The 22966-nt window shown below is 39.3% G+C and carries 15 protein-coding genes; 5 read left to right on the top strand and 10 right to left on the bottom strand.

Features of this window, described 5'->3' with window-relative positions:
* The first annotated feature begins 4 nt into the window (after nt 1–4).
* Complete coding sequence (locus ACTJIP_RS16465; RefSeq protein ID WP_077413336.1) at nt 5–2527, top strand: beta strand repeat-containing protein; 2523 nt, start codon at nt 5–7, stop codon at nt 2525–2527.
* 6 nt (nt 2528–2533) lie between these two features.
* On the top strand, nt 2534–2953 hold the full coding sequence (locus ACTJIP_RS16470; protein WP_077413335.1) for a hypothetical protein: 420 nt from the start codon (nt 2534–2536) through the stop codon (nt 2951–2953).
* 105 nt (nt 2954–3058) lie between these two features.
* Here the strand turns inward: ACTJIP_RS16470 and ACTJIP_RS16475 are convergent, their stop codons facing one another.
* Nucleotides 3059–3493, bottom strand: coding sequence for an META domain-containing protein (locus ACTJIP_RS16475; RefSeq protein ID WP_428168565.1), 435 nt, complete (start codon nt 3491–3493; stop codon nt 3059–3061).
* Between the two features lie 86 nt (nt 3494–3579).
* Here ACTJIP_RS16475 and ACTJIP_RS16480 point away from each other — a divergent pair, with 86 nt between their 5' ends.
* The 3 genes from ACTJIP_RS16480 to ACTJIP_RS16490 all read left to right on the top strand — a co-directional run bounded on the left by ACTJIP_RS16480 (nt 3580) and on the right by ACTJIP_RS16490 (nt 7701).
* Nucleotides 3580–5787, top strand: a complete 2208-nt coding sequence (locus ACTJIP_RS16480) for a S46 family peptidase (RefSeq protein ID WP_077413668.1) — start codon at nt 3580–3582, stop codon at nt 5785–5787.
* A 77-nt stretch (nt 5788–5864) separates the two neighbouring features.
* Complete coding sequence (locus ACTJIP_RS16485; protein ID WP_180564919.1) at nt 5865–6341, top strand: YdeI/OmpD-associated family protein; 477 nt, start codon at nt 5865–5867, stop codon at nt 6339–6341.
* Between the two features lie 133 nt (nt 6342–6474).
* Nucleotides 6475–7701: a spondin domain-containing protein gene (locus tag ACTJIP_RS16490; protein ID WP_440704845.1), complete on the top strand. Its 1227-nt coding sequence runs from the start codon at nt 6475–6477 to the stop codon at nt 7699–7701.
* 119 nt (nt 7702–7820) lie between these two features.
* On the opposite strand, the gene ACTJIP_RS16495 is transcribed toward ACTJIP_RS16490, so the two are convergent.
* The 9 genes from ACTJIP_RS16495 to ACTJIP_RS16535 form a co-directional block, all read right to left on the bottom strand.
* Nucleotides 7821–10928 (bottom strand): amino acid adenylation domain-containing protein, encoded by a 3108-nt coding sequence (locus tag ACTJIP_RS16495; RefSeq protein WP_440704846.1) that lies wholly within the window; start codon nt 10926–10928, stop codon nt 7821–7823.
* Nucleotides 10929–11383: 455 nt separating this feature from the next.
* The gene (locus tag ACTJIP_RS16500) at nt 11384–12919 is read right to left on the bottom strand and encodes a YifB family Mg chelatase-like AAA ATPase (protein ID WP_077413331.1); all 1536 of its coding nucleotides are present in this window, start codon (nt 12917–12919) and stop codon (nt 11384–11386) included.
* Between the two features lie 421 nt (nt 12920–13340).
* On the bottom strand, nt 13341–14303 hold the full coding sequence (locus ACTJIP_RS16505; RefSeq protein WP_077413330.1) for a T9SS type A sorting domain-containing protein: 963 nt from the start codon (nt 14301–14303) through the stop codon (nt 13341–13343).
* A 41-nt stretch (nt 14304–14344) separates the two neighbouring features.
* Nucleotides 14345–15745, bottom strand: a complete 1401-nt coding sequence (locus ACTJIP_RS16510; protein WP_077413329.1) for an outer membrane beta-barrel protein — start codon at nt 15743–15745, stop codon at nt 14345–14347.
* Nucleotides 15738–16304 carry an RNA polymerase sigma factor gene (locus ACTJIP_RS16515; RefSeq protein WP_077413328.1) on the bottom strand — a complete coding sequence of 189 codons (567 nt, stop codon included), beginning with the start codon at nt 16302–16304 and terminating at the stop codon, nt 15738–15740. Before ACTJIP_RS16515 ends, ACTJIP_RS16510 begins: the two co-directional genes overlap by 8 nt.
* A 103-nt stretch (nt 16305–16407) precedes the next feature.
* Entirely contained in the window at nt 16408–16986 is a 579-nt protein-coding gene (locus tag ACTJIP_RS16520; protein ID WP_077413667.1) for a DUF4840 domain-containing protein, read from the bottom strand.
* Nucleotides 16987–17247: 261 nt separating this feature from the next.
* Nucleotides 17248–18663, bottom strand: coding sequence for an efflux transporter outer membrane subunit (locus ACTJIP_RS16525; RefSeq protein ID WP_440704847.1), 1416 nt, complete (start codon nt 18661–18663; stop codon nt 17248–17250).
* Complete coding sequence (locus tag ACTJIP_RS16530) at nt 18650–21808, bottom strand: efflux RND transporter permease subunit (RefSeq protein WP_440704848.1); 3159 nt, start codon at nt 21806–21808, stop codon at nt 18650–18652. The genes ACTJIP_RS16525 and ACTJIP_RS16530 overlap by 14 nt, the downstream gene beginning before the upstream one ends.
* A 30-nt stretch (nt 21809–21838) precedes the next feature.
* Nucleotides 21839–22960 carry an efflux RND transporter periplasmic adaptor subunit gene (locus ACTJIP_RS16535; RefSeq protein WP_180564911.1) on the bottom strand — a complete coding sequence of 374 codons (1122 nt, stop codon included), beginning with the start codon at nt 22958–22960 and terminating at the stop codon, nt 21839–21841.
* Nucleotides 22961–22966: the final 6 nt, after the last annotated feature.

Consider the following 22966-nt stretch of genomic DNA (forward strand, 5'->3'; position numbering starts at 1 on the left):
TGCCATGAAAAAAATATTATTACTGTTCTGGATCCTGACCGGTTTCTTTATGGGACTTTCTCAGGCTCCGGAAAAAATGAGCTACCAAGCTGTCATGAGAAACGGTTCCGGACAACTCTTAGTCAATCAAGGTATAGCCGTGAAAGCAAGTATATTGCAGGGATCTCCTGCCGGCGCCGCAGTCTATTCAGAAAGGCTCACCGGAAATACCAATGCCAATGGGCTTATCAGCCTTGAAATAGGAACAGGAACTGTGCTTACAGGAACATTTGCCACTATCGACTGGCCCGCAGGAAGCTATTATTTAAAAACAGAAACTGACCCTGCCGGAGGAACCAGCTACACGATAGTAGGAACGAGCCAGCTGCTGAGTGTTCCCTATGCTATGTATGCCAAATCTGCAGGTGGCGGAGGCGGAAGCTTCGCTATTCCCTATACTAATACAGTCAATAATGCCTCAACCTTATTTTCATTAACTAATGATGGTGATGGAACATCTTTAGAAGGTAACAACAATACAACTACGTCAAATATTGCAGCAGTAAGAGGAGTTGTTACCAATACAGCTCCGGGAGGATTTTCTTCAGCAGTTCGTGGTATCAATAACGGAACCGGAGGATTAGGCGTGGGTGTATATGGAAGCCAGGCCGGAAGCGGATGGGGAGTATATGGCGTAACCCCAAATGGACTAGGCGTATATGGTAATGCCAGTGCTGCCGGAACCGGGGTTTATGCCAACAGCAATACAGGAACCGGTCTTACTGCTACCAGTAATAACGGAATCCCTGCAAGTGTTTCAATCTTCAATAATGCGAATAATAATGTTGCTCTTAATGCATCCAGCGTAGGGAATGGTACAGTTGTAAATGTTACGACCTCAGGAAATGGAGCCGGAGTAAGAAGTTCTACCGGAGCAGGATTTGGGGTACACGGTTCCACCTCTTCCCAATCTTCTGCAGGTATTGTTGGTGACAACACCGCAGCTGGTGAAGCAGTAGTGGGCAGAACTACCAGTGATATTGCCGGAGCTGTAGTAGGACGTAATGACGGAGGAGGATATGGAGTAAGAGGATTTGTGGCTACCAATACATCCGGAACCGGAATAGGTGTTTATGGGCAGGTAGGTTTAAATAACAGTACTGGCCGTGCCGGAAGATTTGAAAATTTTAACCAAACGAATACTACAGGAAATACTTTCGAGGTAGAAACCAATGGAAATGGAAACATTCCGGACAACACCCAGGGAAATGCAGCCTCTTTTCTGGTTGACAACACCAATAGTGTGGGTGCTGCAGTAAGAGGGGAAGTAAACACCATTTTCGGAAACTTTGGTGCCGCCGCTATTTTTGGAATTTCTTCCGGTACGGGAGGACGTGCCGGCTTATTTTATGCATCAAACCCTGCAGGAAACGGAGCTTCATTAATTGCCCTTACCGACGGGAACGGAAATGCGATCACCGCCAATGCAGGCAAAGACGGAAACGGAATTGAAACCAACATTGATGGCGCTGGAAATGCTCTCTATGCATGGGTTCCTACATTTGCTACCGGAAGAGCCGGAAGGTTTAACATCTTCAATGAGAATAATACCAGCGATGTTATAACCGTAACCACTGTAGGAAACGGTATTGCAGGAAATTTTAAAGTAGACCGAACCACAGGAACTTCAGCGGCAGTGAGAGGAGAAGTTAACTCTCAATTTGCCAATTTCGGAACAGCGGGTATCTATGGGATATCTTCAGGAACCGGAGGTTTCGGCGGATTATTCCATGCTTCCAATCCTGCAGGAAACGGACCCGCTTTAATTGCCATTGCAGATGGTAATGGTAACGGTATAACAGCTAATGCATCCAACACAGGGGATGGTGTAGAAACCACAGCAGACGGCACAGGAAGTGCTATTTATGCATGGATTCCTAATTTTGGAACAGGCCGCGCCGCAAGGTTCGTTAATTATAACACCTCCAATACCAATCCTCCTCTTACAGCAGAAACCCGAAGTGCCGGTTCTATTGCTGTATTCAGATCCGGCAATCCCAGTGCTGTAAATGTGGCTCGTATTGACAATACCGGACGTGGATTCTTTAATGGAGGAACTCAAAGCAGCGGTGCTGACGTTGCAGAGGTCTTTGATGTCAATGGAAACATTTCTCAGTACGAACCCGGTGATATTCTAGTCATCTCAACCAGTGCAGACAGAACCGTTGAAAAATCTTCAACACCTTATTCTAGCCTTGTGGCAGGAGTATATGCTACCAAACCAGGTGTACTTCTTACGGAGGAACATATTGACACTGATATTTCCAATAAAGCCCCCATGGGCGTCATTGGGGTAATTCCTACCAAAGTATGTCTTGAGAATGGGAAAATAAAAAGAGGAGACCTTTTGGTAACTTCATCTAAAACAGGTGTTGCAATGAAAGCAGATATCAAAAAGGTGAAAATAGGACAGGTAATCGGAAAAGCACTTCAGGATTATGACCAAAAAGAGATTGGAAAAATTCAAGTATTAGTCAACATAAAATAAACCGTCATGAAAATAGCATATATTATCCCGTTATTATTTTTAAGCAGTATTATCTATGCTCAGGAAAATAAAAAAGCGGCTCCGATAGAGGAAGATCAAACACTGGTTGTAAAACAGGCACAGGAACAACAGGCAAAACTAATGCAGGAAGCCAAGGAAAACAATGAAAAGAAAACTGTAAACTCAGGTCTTGTTACTGATCATGGACTTGAAGTAAAAAAACAGGATTCCAAGCCCAAAGCAGCTGCAGATAATTCAGGAAAACTTCTTCCTAATACAGCAAGTCTTGAAGACCTAAAAAAAACAATCCCAAACAGACAGGCATCTCACAATACTATAAATTCTAGGAACACAAAAATGACAGTTACCGGGCTGCCTAACACAGCAACCCTGGAAGACATAAAAAAAACAATTCCCAAAAACTAATGACCCTCAAAAGCTAATAACCGCAAAAAGCTGATAACCAAACTAGATTTTTCAAACAAAGAAGTCCGCTGCAAGGCGGACTTTTATATTATGATATGGGTATTATTAATCCCAATCAGCAGCTACAAATTTCATTGTATTTCCTTGATCATCGGACAAGGTAAGAAAATGTCCTTCAATAGAATACTTAGTCATCGTTTCAATTTTTTTCTGAAAAGAGGCTTCAAGATTCATATCCTGACAGGCTTTCATGGTACTTATTCCGCTTGAAATCTTTACTTTTCCTCCTTTTTTAAATTCAGAAACAAAAGACATCTGGTTACATCCCATATAGGCATTCCCTTGAATTTTATTGTCAACCATACTGGCTGTCAGATTCATTTCAGCTTTATTAGCAATCAACTGTTCTTTTGAAAAACCATCAAAAGAAATCAACATCCACTGCCTTTGAAGGGAAGGATTTTTATCCGGCACTGAGGAACAATTTAAAACAAGTCCTAAAAATAAAACTGCAAAAATTGATGAGAGTATCTTTTTCATGCGGATTATCATCCCATTTTCATACCAATCCGGGACAGAATCTCGTAAAAATTAGTAAATTAGCGACACAAAAATTATTTTATAAAATGAAAAGACTATTTCTACTATTCACTTTCTTACTGGGCTTTGCTCAGATGAGGGCGGATGAGGGGATGTGGCTGCTAATGCTCATCAAAAGACTTAACGGTGTTGATATGCAAAAAGAGGGTCTACACCTTACGCCTGAAGAAATTTATTCTGTGAACAATTCAAGTTTAAAAGATGCTATCGTAAGTTTCGGTGGTTTCTGTACAGGTGAGATTGTTTCGGATAAAGGACTTATATTTACAAACCACCACTGTGGTTACGGTGCTGTTGCTGCGGCTTCTACGCCAGAAAAAGATTATTTGAAGAACGGTTTCTGGGCTATGAAACAGAAAGACGAATTCAACGCAAAGGATCTTTATGTAAGATTTTTAGTGAGAATGGATGATGCTACGCAGAGAATCACTTCTAAACTAAACAACAATATGACCGGAGCAGAGAGAAAAGCTGTTATTGATGCTGAAACAAAAGCAATTCAAACAGAAAACTCTGAGAACGGAAAATATACTGTAGTGGTAAGAGATTTCTTCAACGGAAATGAATTCTACTATTTCGTATATCAGGATTATAAAGACATCAGATTAGTAGGTGCTCCACCTTCCTCATTAGGAAAATTCGGGGGAGATACAGATAACTGGGAATGGCCAAGACATACAGCAGACTTCACTGTTTTCAGAGTATATGCTGATGCTGCAGGAAATCCTGCTGAATATTCTCCAAGCAATACTCCTTTGAAGCCTAAACATTTCCTTCCGGTTTCTCTTAAGGGAATTAAACCTGGTGATTTCTCAATGATCTTAGGTTACCCTGGAAGAACAAACCGTTACCTGACTTCTTACGGAATTCAGCAAATGGTAACTAAAGATTATCCGGCTTGGGTTGAAGCTTCTAAACTTGCCATGGATGTAATGAAAAAGTACATGGATAAGGATAAAGCAACTCAGCTTAACTATGCTTCTCAATATGCTTCAGTAGCAAACTACTGGAAAAACAGACAGGGAACTATTGATGCTGTAGAGAAAAACGGAACTATTTCTGACAAACAAAAGATCGAAGAAACTTACAACAAATGGGCTGCAATGCCAGGAAACGATCAGTACAATGGTGTTTTGGAAGATATTGGAATGTATTACAAGCAAGTTTCTGAAAGAAATGTTGAAAGAAACTATGCTTCACAGTTTTCAAGAAACGCAAAATATATTACCCTTGCATTACAGGTAGGATCTGCTCTTAAAGCTTATGCAGCTCAGGATATGCAGGGAAGGCTGGCAATGAAAGCTAAAACTGAAACAGCTATCAAAGCGGCTTATGAAAACTTTAATCCATCTTTGGAAGGAGAAATGCTTGCAGCTATGACAAGTCTTTACCAAGCAAGAGTTAAAAATCCTGAGGTTGCTTCTGCTACTATTTTAGGGTTGGACTCTAAGAATGTTTCTAATCTAGCTTACTCTTCAATCTTCGCTAATAAGACTTCTGCAACGAACTTCTTATTGAATCCAGATGCATTGAAACTTGATGCTGATCCACTTTGGAAAGCAGCTAACGGAATTATTGCAGATCAAAAGATAAGCACAGAAAGATTTGTTAAAATAGATGATAATTTTGCGAAAAACAACCGTCTGTTCTTAGCTGGATTAATGAAGGCTATGCCTGAGAAAAAATTCTACCCGGATGCTAACTCTACCATGAGATTAACTTACGGTACTGTAGATAAATTACCTATCAGAAATGACAGAAACTATTTCGGTATTACTGATAACTATTATACTGATATGACTGGTCTTGTTGGAAAATACAAGAAAGGGGATGAAGAGTTTGATCTTCCTCAAAGACTGATTGACCTTTACAACCTTAAAGATTTCGGACAGTATGCAGATGCAGCAGGTTATATGCCTGTAAACTTCCTTTCTAACAATGATATTACAGGAGGTAACTCTGGTTCTCCGGTAATTGATGGAGACGGAAACCTTATCGGTATTGCTTTCGACGGTAACAGTGAAGCATTAAGCGGTGATATCGTATTCGAGCAGGAATGGCAGAAAACAATCAACGTAGACGTTCGTTTCGTTCTTTGGACAATCGATAAGTTTGCTGGTGCAAGAAGATTAGTTGACGAATTGAAGCTTGTAAGAGGAGAAAACACTCCAGCTGATACAAAAACTAAAAACTCAGGTACTACAACAACGCCTAAGAAAATCAATAAAAAATAATCTTATTTGATTTATTTTTGAAACCGTGAAATTTACTTTCACGGTTTTTTTATTTTTAACCATTAAAATCTTTCATCATGAATCCTCAAATGATCAAATTTTCAGCTATTATTCAGCAAAACGGAGAGATGAACGCTGCATTTGTAGAGTTTCCTTTTTCTACAGAAGAACTGTTTAATAAAAAAGGGTTAGTAAAGATTAAAGCTATATTTGATGACAATGTTGAATATCGTGGAAGCCTTGCCAAAATGAAATCAGACTGTCATATTTTAGGCCTTACACAGGAGATCAGGAAGCAGCTTGGGAAAACTTTCGGGGATGAGGTTTCCGTTTCTCTTACTGAGGACAAAGAAGAGAGGGTCGTTGAAATTGCCGATGATATCGTCTCTGTCTTTAATGAGAATCTGGACGCAAAAAGTCTGTTTGACAAAATGAGCTACACGCACAAAAAAGAATACATCCGCTGGATTGAAGAAGCCAAGAAGCCGGAAACAAGAGAAAACAGGAGGATAAAAATGATTCAGATGATTCTGGATGGAAAAAAAGGAATATAATTTACCCTACTTTTCATTCTCAGAAACTATACATTGAAAAAAAATTGAATTAAGAAAATATTTTTTGTCAGGATCTCAAAAAGTAGCCGACTATAGTTACAAATACCATTTATAACTATAAAAAATTACTTTTATGAACAAGTTTATTTTTAGAACATCAGTTTTAGCAGCGGCTACTCTAGCGGCATTCACTCTTTCTTCATGCAGTGATTCAAATGGCGACATGATGACGGACATGGCTTTTCAAAGAACAATTACCTTTGAAAATGTGGTAACGCCTAAAGATTTTGTAGAAAGCGGAAGTTTTCAGGGAATGGGAACTGCTCCTATTATTTCGCCCGGACAATCTGTTTCTGTTACATTCAGTGCAGGAAAAACACAAGCGTTAATGTTTGCTACAATGTACGGAGCATCAAAAGACTGGTTTTTTGCCTCCCAACAGCCGGGCATCAAACTGTTTGACACCAATGGAAATGCAATTACCGGAGATGTTTCTTCAAGCGTACGGCTATGGGATAACGGAACTAAAGATGATACCACAGGACAGGTTGAAAGTAAACCCATCATGCAGGTTCCTAATGTAAACGCTTCACAGCTTATGAAGCTCAGTCTGGCTTACAATGATGTAACTTCGGAATTCACCCTCACCATTACCAATACATCTGGCGGAACTGCCAACGAAACTCCTTTTTCTCCCGGAGTATGGGCTGTTTCCAACTACAATGGTTCTCAGCTGCTGAACAGTGCCCCGTTCTTTACTCCTAACGCTTTATCAAATCCTGAAATCACAGATATTGCTCAAATTGGGAATATCAGTAAAATGATGACTCAACTGAATGCCAATACCGGAATTATGACAGGACTTTCTCCTGCATTGATTGTTGTTTACCGTGGTGATAAAAATCCAATGTATGAATTGGGTAAAACAGATAACGGAATGGGACTGAAAGACATTGCCCAGTTTGGAAATGTAGCCAAACTTCAAAACAGTTTAAAATCTTTACCCAATGTACAAGGTGTATATGTTGCCGGGAATGCTCCTGTAGCACCGGGAAGTAAGGCAACAACAAATTTCAATGCTGAACCGGGTGATAAAATTGCCTATGCAACAATGTTTGGTTTCTCCAATGATTGGTTCTATGCCAATGAACAAAGCATTGATGCCAACACTAAGGGAGACATCAGTTCAAAAACCTCATTATTTGATTCCGGAACAGGTATTGACCAATATCCTGGAGCTGGAAATCATCAGGCATTATTTGGAGGAACACCACAAATTGAAAGTAAGGTCATTTCCAAAGTAGGAACCCAGTATCCTGTTCCTGCTGTTCAGAATGTAATTAAAGTAACCATCAATTAATCTTCAAATAAAGAAAAGATGAGACGATATGAATGTCTGATTTTTAAATTGTAGTAAAACAAGAATAAGCATTATAAAGCCCAAGCAGAATCTGTTTGGGCTTTTTCAATTATTAAATACTATTCAACCGGAATTCCCAGATATTTTAAATAGGAATCCAGTATTTTTTTATCAAATACCGGTTCCTGAATATCTGAACCCTCCAGAAACTGAATCACATTGGAACAATCCCATACATAAGTATTCTGATAAAGCTCTACGGTGGATAAACCTTCATGCATATTGTCCCTGAAAAGGCTTGTCAGTGGATATAACCGATTTTTACTGTCATCTTCCCATTGTTTTCGCCATTCTTTATAAGGAAGATCTTTCAGGGTGAAAGGATAATACTTTTTCATGAGTCCGAAGAATCCTTCCAGCGTAAGATTGGTTTCCGGGCGGGCAATCAGGTTGAATTTCTTACCTATTGCCTCTTTATTTTTTGTGATATGAGCCATAGATTTCGTCATATAATCTACTGTGATAAGCCCTTCTCTAAGTTCAGTCAATGCAGGATAAGATTTGAATTCTATACAGTTTTTCACCAATCCGGACCACCATTGATAGGAAGCGCTTGCTCCTGTTTCACTGTGGCACATTGCATATCCAAGACGATAAGTAATCAATGGAAGCCCTTCTTTTGCCGCCAGATCTGCTACTGCCTCCATTACCCACTTGCTTCTCACATAACCGATGTCTTTGCTTACAGACATTAAATTCTGTTCAATATCATCAGACTCCAGCATTACTGTTTTTCCTGTAAACACATGTCCCCAGCTGTATACCGAAATGGTGGATAACAAAGCAAGACATTTGGTCCTTTCTGCTCCGGCCAATTTGATGATCTCTCTTAATCCTTCTACATTTGGAGCTTTCATGTAAGAATAAGGCTCAATGAAGTTTACGGAACTTCCGGAATGGTAAATCAGATCGGTCTGTTTTGCCAGTTTTGAGAATATTTCTTCTGACAGTCCCAAAGCCGGCAATGCCAGATCTCCGATGACCGGAATAATTCTCGATTTCTGCTCTTCTTTCTGAGGAATTTTATATTGTTTAAAACACCTCTCTATCTTTTCCATCGCATGAAATTGATCCTGAGCTCTTACAAGGCAGTAAATATCAGCATTTGTAGTATCCAGAAGCTCCTGCAAAAGATGAATTCCTACAAATCCTGTAACTCCCGTTAAAAATATGGTCGTTGGATTTTCCACCTGCTTAGGATCAAATCCACCCGCAAAAACAGTTCCGGGAGCGAGATAAACATCTTTCTGCAATTCAACATAAGGTTCTACATCTTCCATGGGAACAGCCTCTCTTGTTGCTTTGGATCTTGCTATAAGAACTTCCGACAGCTCCTGCAACACCGGAAACTGATAAATATCCCGCAGATACACTTTTATATCCAGCTTTCTTTGCAATGCCACAGCAACTGTTGCTACTAACAGAGAGTTTCCACCGATATCAAAGAAATTATCTGTAATATTAATAACAGGCCTTTCCAGTGCTGAAGACCAGATATCAACAACAATCCGTTCTGTCTCATTGGTTGGCGGCTCAAATGAAATAAGTTCTTTCGCTTCTTTATCTGCCAGATCTTTTAAAGCCTGAGCATCTGTTTTTCCATTTGCCGTCAACGGAATTTTATCTATAAAAATAATCTGGGCAGGAATCATATAACCCGGAAGTTCTTCTTTCAAAGTATTTCGGACTGACGAAACATCTTTTGCTGCATCAGGCTTTAATACAATAAAAGCAATCAGATATTTGGTGCTTCCTTCCGTATCTTTGCTAATGACCACGGCTTCTCTGATATCTTTCTGCTGAACCAGCGTGCGTTCTATTTCTCCAAGTTCAACTCTGAATCCACGAATCTTCACCTGATTATCTATCCTTCCAAGAAATTCAATATTGCCATCCGGCTTCCATTTGGCAAGATCACCGGTACGATAAAGCTTTTCTTTTTCATTGAATGGGTTGGGAATGAATTTGGAATCTGTAAGCTCTTTATTATTAAGATATCCATCTGCTAAAATATTTCCTCCAATACACAGTTCTCCCACAGCTCCTACAGGTAATAACTCTCTATTTTCACCTAAAATATAGGCTTTTGCATTAGCAATGGGTTTCCCTATTGAAGAGATATATTTTCCATTGATATCTTTCACTTTTTTAAATGTTGCAAATACGGTACATTCCGTAGGTCCGTAATAGTCTATCAGTTCGTAGCTTAATTCTGTAGTAAGTACAGGCTTCAGTTTTTCACCTCCGGTAAAGAGATATTTCAACTTCAGATCATTATAATTCCGCGAGTAATTAACTACACCCGGCGCTAAAACAGAAGGCACAAAACCGTGTGTAATCTGATTTCTCCTATAGTAATCTACCAATGCATGAGTGTCTGTTCTGTCTTCATTATCTGCAATAAAAAGAGTTGCACCGGAAGTAAGGGCAGACCAGGTTTCCCATACAGATATATCAAATGCCAATCCTGCTACGAGGGTCAGTTTTGAACTGTGATCCACGTGAAAATGATGATTGTGCCAGGTTACCAGGTGCTGTATAGCCTGATGACTTACCATTACCCCTTTCGGTTTTCCGGTAGAGCCTGAAGTATAAATTGTATATGCCAGACTATTCTGGTGAATTATAATTTCCGGATACTCAGAAGGTAGATGATTAAGATTCTCCATGCTGCTCAGATCAAATACTTTTGTTCTTTCAGTTTCGGATAAAAGGTTTTCAAGATTTTGATTGGTTATAATAATATCAGCGGCGGTATCCGAAAGAATAAATTCTACTCTTTTAGCAGGATAAGCAGGATCTATAGGAACATATGCTGCTCCAGTTTTGATCACGCCAAGAACAGCAACAACCCATTCTAAAGAACGGTCCAGCCAGACAGGAACATACTTACCTTCTTTGATTCCATGGCTCAATAACAGATTGGCAATCTGATTACTTTTCTCATCTAAATCACGATACGTGATCTCCTGATCCTGATAAACAACGGCTGTTTTATCGGGATGAAGGAGTGCCTGTTTTCGGAAAAGAGACTCTAATGTTTCTTCATGATGATAGTCCCAGCCGGTTTTATTGAATCCGTTTAACAATTTTTCTCTGTCTTCAGGCGACAGTAATACAGCTGTACCTATTGATAAGGTTTCTAATGAGGGAATTGTGTTTGACATAATAATAATTTGATTTGGTTTAAAAATTTGTAATTAATGGCTTCAACCCTATTCTAAGTTGATTTTAGACTCTATGAAATAAGGAAACAACCAGACATAAGGCATAACCACAGCTTAGTTACTAAATGTGTTTGCTTAATAGTTTAAAAAACTGAATGACATAAAGCCTTAAGCGATCCACTCAGAGAGCAGAACAGTAAACAGCGTTCAAACGTTATTTATTGAATCGGAAAGAAGAAAAACAGATTATATATTCTTCAGAAACGAGAGGTAAGTTTTTATTCAGTGTTTAAAAATTTGATTTCCATAATGTAATATTTTTAATAATTTGGTAATCAAACTTAACATAATATTTTAACCTATGCGTTACATAATTACTATGTTTATTCCAGAGAGTCGAATTAAACTTATGAAAACATCTTTTCTATTTATTTTAAAATCAATCAAATATAAAACTAACCATTCCAAAATTCACGATCCAGGCTTCTGTACTGTATCGCTTCAGAAATATGATGAGACAGGATATTCTCAGATCCCTCAAGGTCAGCAACTGTTCTGGCGACTTTCAGTATTCTGTCATATGCTCTTGCCGAAAGATTTAGTTTCTCCATTGCCAACTTGATGAGACCGAAAGAAGTTTCATCCAACTCACAAAAGGCTTCAATTTCCTTAGGCCCTATTTGAGCATTACTGCTGATATTGAGGCTTTGATATCTTTTATTCTGAATATCTCTTGCTTTCAGGACACGTTCCCGGATGTTTTTGCTCATTTCTCCTTTTCTTTTTTCGGAAAGCTGTTCAAACTCCACCTTCTGAACTTCAATATGAATATCAATCCTATCCAGAAGCGGCCCTGAAAGTTTATTCATATAGCGCTGCATTTCATAAGCAGATGAGGTATTGTTAGGATCATCGGGGAAGAAGCCGCTTGGGCTGGGATTCATAGAGGCTACCAACATGAAGCTTGCCGGATAGTTTACTGTAAACCGTGCTCTTGAAATTGTTACTTCACGATCTTCCAAAGGCTGTCTCATCACTTCCAGCACGGTTCTCTTAAATTCTGGCATTTCATCCAGAAATAACACTCCGTTATGAGCCAGGGAAATCTCTCCGGGCTGCGGATAACTTCCACCTCCTACCAAAGCAACATCAGAAATAGTATGATGCGGAGATCTGAAGGGACGAACGGTCATCAATGATGCTTCAGTTCCTATTTTTCCGGCTACGGAATGAATTTTTGTTGTTTCTAAAGCTTCTTTCAGGGTCAATGGAGGTAAAATACTGGGAATCCTTTTAGCCAGCATGGTCTTTCCGCTTCCTGGCGGACCGATCAAAATGATATTATGTCCGCCTGCAGCTGCGACTTCCATCGCTCTTTTGGCTGTTTCCTGACCTTTAACTTCGGAGAAATCAAAAGGAAAATCGTTGATTCTCTCATGAAACTCTTTTCTGGTGTCCAATATCATTTTTTCAAGCGGTTTTCCTTCATTAAAGAAATCAATAACTTCTCTGATATTTTCTACCCCATATACGTCAAGATCATTGACAATGGAGGCTTCTCTGGCATTTTGTTTGGGGAGAATAATTCCTTGAAAGCCTTCTTCTCTTGCCTGAATAGCGATGGGCAAAACACCTTTGATGGGCTGCAGGCTTCCGTCGAGAGAAAGCTCGCCCATAATAACATAATGTTCAATTTCCTCAGCCAAAATCTGATCTGAAGCCGCTAAAATACCAATGGCAATACTTAGATCATAGGCAGAACCTTCTTTTCTGAGATCCGCCGGAGCCATATTGATTGTGATTTTCTTTCCGGGAATTTTATATCCTACATTTTTCAGTGCGGCAGAGATTCTATAGCTGCTTTCTTTAATCGCATTATCAGGAAGACCCACCAGATGGTATCCTACTCCACCGGTATCTACATTCACTTCAATTGTTATTGTCTGTGCAGCCACTCCATGAATTGCACTTCCATAAATTTTGATCAGCATGGTGTGTTTTTGAAGTAAAAATAATGAATATACTATTTTGAAAATCTGATGTTTACATGAATGATATTCTAGTCAGAAAGGGATATTTAAAAAGATATTAAGAAAAACTCAAAATAAAAAAATCGGCACAAAAAATTGTACCGATCCAACCATTATTAAAAACTAACGAAAGAGATTATTTCATCTGAATTCCGGATAAAATGCCAAATGTGAGTCAGGAAGCCGGATGCCGGAAAGAGAGAATTCCTTTTTGGGGGTAATTATGACGTCATTAGATTAACAAGGATGAAATTTTATCTATTGAGCGTAAAGTATTAAAATAAATTACTCTAGTTCTTCTTCAATACAAGAAACATCCCTCCTCTGACATCCAATCTTCCTTCCCACAATCAAAATTTTAACACATTCAGACTATGTAATCTTATTTCTTTATAAATCTATTTTTATATTCTTTTCCATCTGCGCTTTTAGAAACAATGATATAGTTTCCTGGCACGAGCTGACTTACATCAATCGCCTGATTATACCTGTGGTCATTTTTCTTTAGAACAAGTTTTCCGGACATGTCTATAATGGTAACTTCCTTATAGATTTTATCCGATTCTTTTCCGATATAAAGATGCTGCGCTGTAGGATTGGGATAGATTTTCAGATTATTATCTTTAGTCTTCACCTCTCCTGTTCCCAGATTGGTGCAGAAATCCCAATTTCCGAAATTCACTTCCACAAAGGCAAACGGATCCAGCATCTGGCATTGATCCGGGCAATATTCTGTACAGGCATAAAAGCCATATTTTCCGGAACTTGTCGCAACATATGTATCTCCTATCACTCCAGGAATGATGCAGGGATCTCCCGGCAACGCAGGATTACTGCTTGGTACACATCTGAACCAGGTATGTTTGCCATATACAACAGGAAATATATTATCAAATTGTACAGATGCTCCATTACATACATTCACGGTTCCCATATTTTCCTGATAGGTTCCGGGAGTATAAGTTGTCATCATAGCCGGAAGACCATATACAAATCCATCAGCAAATACTGCCGGGCTTTCTGCTGTACAATCCCCATCTGTAACGACTACTTTAAAATAATTCAGCTGGTCATTACCGCTAACGGTTAACTGCTGCGATGTAGCTCCCTGAATGGCCACCCAAGGATTGTTGTTGGGTGTCTGCCAAGTCCATTCCTGTTTGTACCACTGATAGCTTCCATAGGTCTGTGTAGTAGAAATTATTTCATCTTCCACATCACAGAACAAAATTGTTCCCGGATATTTCTGTCCAAGTCTCGGACTGGTAATGGTAGGGGTACACTGTGCTTTTATATCCAGAATGCTGAATAGTAAAAACACTAAAAAAATTAGTTTTGTTTTCATATATAATAATTAAGTTTGGTTTTGTTTTAAAATCCCCAACATTAATCCAGCAGCACTCTGATCCCGAATTTCATGTTAAAATGAAATGGTTTCTCTTTATAAATGGTATTAGGAGCATTTTCTTCCTTGAAATGATATCCTATTCCCGGTTCAGCATAAATTCCGACTTTGTCTATGACCTTCAGCTGAAATCCTACCGCAGTGTTAACCGAAAACTGAAAAGGTTTTGGTTCCACACGCTCTTTTGAGGATTCCTTTATTTCATCATTCACCACATAAGTTGTTGTGATATTTCCTGCTATAGGTTTTTCAACAAGTGCTCCGCCTGTAACATATCCTGTAAATCTCCCTTTCTGAATGATATTATAATTGACCTGCACCGGAATTCCTATATAATGAACTGTCTGATCTCCTTTAATATAATTGTTCTCCGTTCCTGAATGCAATTCAGAAGAAAGTTTCGTATAATTCAGTCCTGTTCCTATTCCCCATCTTTTTCCTAAATTGTAGTAAAGAGACAATCCAAATGTAACAGGCACCTTATGTCTGATTCTTGCTTCAACCGGCTGACTTTGATTTGCCAGAAAGATTGCTGTCAGAGGATCATCATGATATTCAGAAGTACTCCAGACCTGCTCAACATTCATTGCTTTTCCAGTGATGGAAGCATATCCCGGAAACTGCTGTTCTGCAGAATTGGAAGCAACATTTCCTGTAAGCATACTCAGCATCCACGACTTTTTGTCACGGGATTTTTTGGTGGTATGTTTTGTATTCTCTGCATACACTTCTTTTAATTCTTCCTGTTTGAAAAGAACCTCATCAGGGGTCTTCTCTATGGCCGGTTCTTTTACTGTATCATCGGTATGAGATACTTTCTGAGCGATCTTGCTCTCCTGATGAAAAGGCTCCATTACAGCTGGAAGTTTGATGATTTCATGAATATCCTGAATATTCCCTACTTCATTTTTTTCTTCAGTATTAAAATATTTCTGTCCTGACTTTTTCTCCGGACCACCTGCTTTTGATATTTTTTCAGCTAAAAAAGGTACTGTTCCGGATTTCACTTCACCGTTTGAGAGATGTTCAGTTTCCAAAGGTTTTAAAGAATTCTTTTCCTTTTCTTTTTTCACATCTGCCGGTTTCTGAGACAGGGTTTTACCTGTATCATTCTGTGGCAGGAGTTTCGTCAGTAAAAAGAGCAGTGCAATGGCAGCTGCAATACCTCCGAGACGATAGAATAACGTTTTTTTTCCTGCACCGGTTCCCTTCTCTTTCTTGTTTTTTCCTCCTTCATGAATTTCTGGGATAAACCCGGGAATACTGTTGTTTTCTTCCCCGGAAAATAGTTCATCTTTGATGTCATCCCACAATCCTTCCGGAACGTCCTCTTCATGGTCATCCATTCTGTTTCGCAGGTTATTTAGCCATTCATTATTCATATTGTGCTTTTTTTGACATTTTAAATTCTTTTATTTTCTGAACAAGCAGTCCTTTTGCACGGTGAAACTGAGATGCAGAAGAATTTTCTGCAATTCCCAGCAGTCCGGCAATCTCCTTATGGCTTTTTTTCTCAAATACAAACAGGTTAAAAACAGTTCTATACCCTTCAGGAAGCGCTCTTATCATCATCATAATATCATCACGCGGAACCTCTTCAAAGTCCGGTTCTTCTTCATTAGGAATATCCGGAAGATCATCCACTTCCACCGCAGAATTAAAATCTCCTTTCTGTTTGATATGTTTCAAAGATTCATTGACAGCAATACGGGTCATCCAGGCTTTCAAAGACCCACTTCCTCTGTATTCAAAAGATTCTATCGAACGGAACATTTTGATAAAACTGTTCTGAAGTATATCATGAACATCTTCTTTTTCAGCCACATAACGGGAGCAGACATAAGCCAGATTTCCGGAATAAGCTCCAAAAAGCTCTTTCCAGGCAGCTTCCTCCTTCTTCAGAAGGTGCTTTACCAAAATCTGTTCTTTACTTTCTTCCATATACTGCTGCCTCCGTATCCACTGGGATGTTATAAAACTGTCAAGCAAAAATAGATTGCATCTTAACAATAAAGTGCAATCCATTGATGATAATATCTATTAATTAATTTTTTATACAGAATGGAAAATTATAATCAATCACCTCATAAGGGGTAATCAATGTACCATCTACTGTAATTTTTTCTGCTGTTACAGCATACCTCAGTGTCTGGTCCAATCCTACATAATATCCTTTTTGTTTCGCTACAAATTCTACAACGGTCTTTTTATTCACTCCGTCTACAGGGATCTGAAGTTCCATAGCCTTAGGAGCAAATGTAAGTTCTATCACATTATTCGCAGTATTAATTACTGCAGCATACTTAAGGTCATACTTCACTTTTCCCATTAATTTCAATGCGGTTTCTGCTTTTGCAGGATTTTTCACCACAGTTTTTACAATTTCTTCTATTGGAAATTCAGCAAACGAGATTGTATCTTTTTTTACTTTAAATTCTTTTATTCCTTCTCTTTTGCTATTTCCCTGCACAATAACCAGCTTACCTTTGTAGTTTCCTTTTAAGTCTTCCATTTTTACAGGAGGTATGTCCGGACCATCATTATCATTACAAGAGGATAAAGTAAATCCTACTAAAACCATTAAAACTGTTATAAAAAATCGGGGTACTGTCAATCTTTTCATTGCATTACTTTTTTCGTTAAACATTAATTATTTTCGAGTACTCATCTATATAAATCCTACTTTTCAAAAATCTTGCATCTATTTTTGAAAAAAAGATAAAATTTTTCATAAATCACTGATTTAATGAGTGTAAAATTTCATCACTCCTGTGCAAATTCCGGACCTTATGCTCAATTAAATTGTATTTACCTTTAGAAATAACAAAAAAAAGGAAGCTATAAGATGCAGCTTCCTTTTAATTTAATATCTATTATTTACATGTTATTGTACTCCTCCTCCAAGCGATCTGTACAGGTCTACTTCTGCATTTAATCTTTCAAGGGTTACATTAATGGCTTCCAGGTCATTCTGAAGTTTATTGTTCTGAGCTGTAATGACTTCAAGATAGGTTGCCATCCCGCTTTTATACAGTTTCAGGGCATCATTGATTCCTTTATCCAGAATGGCTGTTCTCTGTTCTAAAAGCTGCAGTCTTTCTGAAGAACCTTTAGACTTGGCCATGGCATCGGAAACTTCTCCCACAGCAGTCATTACAGATTGTTTAAAGTTGATGACTGCTTTTTCCTGTTCAATCAATGCAGTTTCGTAAGCTGTTTTCAATTGTTTTTTCTGAAAAATCGGGGCTGCCAGATTTGCTGCAATTGTTTTGGTAATAGATCCAGGAATGTCAAACCATGAGCTGAACTTATTTGAGTTCACTCCTATCTGCGGGCTCAGGCTGATACTTGGGTACATGGCTGCTTTTGCCAGTCCGGTTTTGGAATTCAGGCTAATTACGTTAAATTCTGCCATTTTCAGATCCGGTCTGCGGCTCAGCAGCTGGGCGGGCAATCCTTCAGACAATCTATTTTCCGGAATCATTGTTTTAAGATTTCCTTCTCTTTCTATTCTGGTGGGATATTCCCCACAAAGAATGCTCAGTGCATTTTCCTGAATAGAAATATTCTGTTTTGCTAAAGGGATCAGTAGCTCAGCTGTTTTCTTTTGGGCTTCTGACTGCTGAACTGCCAATGAATTAATCTGTCCAGCTTTAAACTGCAGATTCATCATTGTAAGAGTATTGTCACTGAGTTCAATGTTCTGCTCGGCTATTTTCAGCTGTTCATCCAGACTTATGAGATTATAGTAAGCCTGCGCAACCTGAACTACGATCCTGCTTTTTATCGCATTCAGGTTTTCTTTCTGTCCAAAATATTCTGCCGCGGCAGATTCTTTCTGCATTTTAGCTTTTCCCCAGATATCTATTTCCCAGGAAAGCCTTAGGGCGGCACTAAAATCATCCATATACTTTGTTCCAACAAACTGTTCATTAAGAGAGCCGTTAAGAGTATTTTTGGACGCCCAGCTTCTATTCGCCCCAGCGGTTAAATCCAATGTCGGCATCAGTCCCAGCTTGGCTTGTTTATAGATCAGATCCAGCTGTTCGATATTTTTCAGGGCTACGTTTACTTCGTTATTTCTTGAAAGTGCTTTATCTATTAAGCCTATCAATTTAGGATCTTTGAAAAAAGTTTTCCATGGAAGAACCACCGTATCTCCTGTTACCTGTACAGATTCTTTGTACGTTTCCGGAACCTGAAGGTCTGTTCTTGTATATTTTTTCCCTACGGCACAAGACATCAGCAGTGATGCCATTGCGCCTGAAATAAGGAAGTTTTTTATATTAAATATTCTCATTTGTCAATTGATTTTCTATCGTATTGTACTTCTTTTTGGCAGAGAATTTCTCATCCAGATACTGGAAAAACATGTAGAGTACAGGAATTACAAAAACTCCCAAAACCACTCCACTCAGCATTCCCATTGCTGCACTTGTACTGATTGATTTATTTCCTGAAGCCATTCCTCCTGAAGAAATCATCAGCGGAACCATTCCTACAATAAAGGCTAATGAAGTCATGATAATCGGACGTAATCTCGCCTTCGCTCCTTCCAGTGCAGAATCCAGGATCGAAAGCCCTGATTTTCTCCTTTGGATAGCAAATTCAACAATAAGAATGGCATTTTTGGCTAATAATCCAATAAGCATAATCAATCCTACCTGCACATAAATATTGTTATCCAGTCCGATCGCTTTTATTCCCAGGAACGCTCCTACAATTCCCGTTGGGATAGAAAGCATTACTGCCAGAGGAAGGATATAACTTTCATACTGAGCTGCCAATAGCAGGTATACGAAAAGCAAGCATAATCCGAAGATGGCAATCGTCTGATTTCCTGCAGATTTCTCTTCCAGGCTCAATCCCGTCCATTCGTAGCTGTAGTCAGAAGGCAATTTGCTTAAGGTCTGCTCCAGTTTCCCCATCAATTCTCCGTTACTTACTCCCGGTTTTGGAGATACGTTGATATTTAATGAGTTGTAAAGGTTATAACGCTGAACAGATTCCGGACCATAGACTTTTTTCAAAGTGATCAGTGTATTCACCGGCACCATATCTCCTTTTTCATTTTTCACGAAAATATCATTGAAGGCCTGCTCATCCATTCTGAAAACACCATCTGCCTTAATATTCACTCTGTAAAATTTCCCGAATCTTGAGAAGTTCTGAGACTGATCTCCTGAGAAATACGTCTGAACGGTTCCTAACAGGTTTGAAATGCTTACTCCCAGCTGTTTTGCTTTATCTTCATTCACTTCAAGCTCCATCTGAGGATAATCTGCCCTGAACATCGTGTAGGCAAATGCTACTTCCGGGACCTTCATCAGCTGACCAATTAATTCATCCGCTTTGGCCTTAAGAACCTGAGGATCTCTTCCCATACGGTCCTGAAGTACGACCTCTGCATCATTCGTCATTCCGTATCCTTCTACCGGAGGCATTCTGAAGGTCATTACACTTCCTTCTTTGATCACTCCCAATTTTGCATTAGCCATATCAACAACCTCCTGGATATCCTGAACTTCACCTCTTTCTTTTTTGGGTTTCAGTTTAACAAATCCCATGGCGTAAGCTGGCCCCGCACTGTTACTAAGCAGGTTGTATCCTGTAATGGAAGTATTTTCCTGAACGGCATCTACTCCTTTTAAGATTTCATTGATTTTGTTGGAAACTTCCGTAGTTTTTGTCAATGCCGTTCCCGGAGGCATGCTTAAGGTGTACATAAAGAATCCGTCATCTTCCATGGGTACAAAACTTTTTGGAGTGCTTGACATGAGCCATCCTGCGACACCGATAACCACTACTATTAACCCTCCTGCAATCCATTTACGTCCAATTAAGAATCGAACTCCTTTTGCATAACGGTTGGTCATATTATTAAATCCGGCATTGAATGCCACCGCAAATCTTTGCCCGAATCCTTTTGGCTTTTTACCTTCTCCCGAATGGTTATTCTTCAAAAATACAGCACATAAAGCTGGAGTTAAAGTCAATGCATTAACCGCAGAAATAATGATCGCTATAGCCAATGTATAGGCAAACTGCTTATAGAATAATCCTGCTGAACCGGACATAAATCCGATAGGAATAAATACTGCAGACATTACCAGCGTAATAGAAATAACAGCTCCTGTAATCTCACTCATCGCTTTGTGAGTAGCCTCTCTTCCTGAAAGGTTAGTTCCTTCCATATTACTGTGGACGGCTTCCACTACTACAATCGCATCATCGACGACAATACCGATAGCCAGTACAAGGGCAAAAAGCGTCAGTACGTTGATGGTAAATCCTAAGACCAGAAGGAAGAAGAAGGTACCGATAATCGCTACCGGAACTGCCACTGCCGGAATAATAGTAGATCTGAAATCCTGTAAAAAGATAAATACTACAATAAATACCAGTATAAATGCTTCTATCAAGGTAGACTTCACCTGTCCTGTAGCCTCATCCAATCTCTCTTTGGTACTCATTACCTTTGTATATTTAATACCTGGAGGGAATGATTTTGACAACAGATCAAGGGCTTTGTTTACTCCTATTTCAATCTGATTGGCATTGGATCCTGTGGTCTGCATAATCGCTACAGTAACCGCATTTTTCCCATTGGAAAGGTTATCTCCCGTATTTGAAATCGCTCCGAACTCTACACGGGCCACATCTTTAAGCCTGATTACCTGACTTCCGGTATTTTTAACAATGATATTCTCATATTGCTCCGGCTTGTTCTTTTTCCCTTTATATCGGATGACATATTCTAAAGCCGCATCAGATTCTTCTCCCAACTTACCCGGAGCTGACTCCAAACTGTGGTCAGCAATCGCTCTGGAAACATCTGCCGGCTCAAGACCGTAAGATGACATTTTCTGAGGGTTAAGCCATATTCTCATGGAATAATCTTTCAACCCAAATACCATGGCCTGCCCTACTCCTTTTACCCTTTTGACCTGCGGAATAAGATTAATATTCGCGTAGTTCTGAAGGAAGGTTTCATCATATTGTTTATTATCTTCAGTATAAATATTGAAAATCAATACCATACTGTTCTGCTGCTTGGATGTAGTCAGTCCCATTCTCACCACCTCCTGAGGAAGTATCGGAGTGGCCTGCTGTACCCTGTTTTGGACATTTACAGCAGCCTGATCTGCATTCACACCTTGTTTGAATATGATGGAGATCGAAAATGTGCCGTCATTACTTGCACTGGATTTCATATACTCCATATCTTCCACTCCATTAATCTGTTCTTCCAGTGGAGTTACCACGGAACGGATCACTGTTTCACTGTTTCCTCCCGGATACGATCCTGAAACAGTAATGGTAGGTGGGGAAATATCCGGGAATCTGGTCACTGCCAGCTGGTTTAATCCTATGATCCCTAAAATAACAATGATAAGGGATATTACCGTCGCCAGTACCGGACGGTCTATTATCTTTTTTAACATTTTTTGAATTTTCTAAGAATGGTTATACAACTATTTCAAAGGAACTGTTGTCGCAACAACCTGTGCGCCGTCTGTAAGAGCATCAATTCTGTTGATGGCAATCTTGTCTCCTGCATTCACGCCTTCGTTGATAAAGTAATCCTGAGATGTGCTTCCAGAAACGGTAATCTGGGTCATTTTCACTTTATCCTTACCATTCAGTTTATAGACAAAGAACCTGTCCTGAATATCTTTCACAGATGTTTTCGGAAGTTTGATCACCCCATTCAGTGCATTGTGAATCATTACTCTTGCTGTTCCTCCGGCTCTCAATAATTTATCGGGATTTTGAAAAACAGCTTTCATCTGAATACTTCCTGTATTTCTATCGAAGTTTCCGCTGGCATTTTCCAATTTTCCTTTAAGAGAATAGGTGGAACCATCTGCAAGGATCAGTTCTACATCTTCTGCATTATTTCCTGATACCGAAGCTTTACTATGCGCGATAAAATCAGCTTCATTCATTGAGAAGTATACATTCACACTATTTATGCTTGAAAGTGTTGTCAAAGGAGAAGCATCTGACGGACTGATAAGGTTTCCTACTCTATTTGGAATTCTTCCTATATATCCGCTCACGGGAGCTTTGATATAGGTAAAATTGGCATTGATTTTTGATGATCCTAATGATGACTGTGCCTGTGCTACTTGTGCTGAAGCGGCTTTATAGCTTGCCTGAGCTGTTTTCAACTGCATATCAGAAACTACTTTTCCTTCGACAAGAGGTTTTAGTTTTTCAACTTCAAGTCTTGCTGTCTCCTGTGCCGCCAGAGCAGATTTTAAAGCGGCTTCATTGGTATTTACCTGTTCGTTGTATACGGATGGATTTATTCTGAAAAGGGTCTGTCCTTTACTTACATATTGTCCTTCTTTGATATATACTGCTTCCAGATAACCTGTTACCTGTGCTTTAATATCTACATTGTCCTGCCCTTCTATGCTTCCCGGGTATCCTGTAGACACATCGGCATCTCCGGACTTCACCTGGATAAAATCTGTAGGCAATGCCTGCTGCATCTGCTGGGCATTTTCCTGGCCATTCCCGGAACCGCACGAGGACAGTATTGCTGCAGCTGTAAGTGAGAGTACCAGATATCCTTTTCTGTAATTCATAACATG

Source organism: Chryseobacterium sp. 22543 (assembly GCF_052044565.1).
In the GTDB taxonomy this organism is placed as follows: domain Bacteria; phylum Bacteroidota; class Bacteroidia; order Flavobacteriales; family Weeksellaceae; genus Chryseobacterium.